Below are 681 nucleotides of genomic sequence, written 5' to 3' on the forward strand. Positions count from 1 at the left end.
TTCAATCCTGTAGCCGGCTTTAACGCCGGTGATGGTCGCAACCCCGGAAGCAAAGCTGATGACAATGGCCGGATCATTCGCCGAGCCGTCCGAGTTCTCGATCACCAGCCCGGTGCTGATGTTGATGACGCGAACATTGCCGATTGCAACCGACGAATCACCCACATAGCCGTTGATGAAATTCGCGCCAGGTTCCGCAGCGGTGCTGAATGCGCTGATTTTTACCACCGCGCTCTTGCCGCTTTGCAACTGCACGACGTCGAACGTGGCCGACCTCGTATTGAAAACGTCGGTAAAGTCGATGTTGGCTTCAACATCTGCTTCGTTCTGATCCAGGTTGGGAATGGTAACATTCTGCCTGGCACCGGTGACGAACGAAAAGCGGATGCCCTCCTGTTCAACAATCATCTGGTTGTTAGTGCCGAAGGTGGTCGGGCCACCTGCCTGGCTGGTATTGATCGTATCGCCCGTCGTTATATTGGCGCCGCTCGATTGGTCGGCGGGGTTCTTGCCGGTGGCGATAATGGTCGGGTCAGTGATCCGCAAGACCCCACCGTCGTCGACCACGGTCGGGTTCGCCGTCGTGAACATCAGGAACAGGTTTTGCCCGGAAGGCGCATTGGCCAGGCTGAATACCAGGTCCTGGCTGGCGCCGATGAACACCTTGTTCAGCAGGTTGAG

The 681-nt window shown here is 57.0% G+C and carries 1 pseudogene; it reads right to left on the reverse strand.

What is annotated here, in order from left to right:
• Positions 1-681 (reverse strand): annotated as a pseudogene (locus UW3_RS0126300) (DUF5801 repeats-in-toxin domain-containing protein); the annotation flags it as partial.

Origin of the sequence: Pseudomonas donghuensis, from assembly GCF_000259195.1 — a bacterium.
GTDB lineage: Bacteria > Pseudomonadota > Gammaproteobacteria > Pseudomonadales > Pseudomonadaceae > Aquipseudomonas > Aquipseudomonas donghuensis.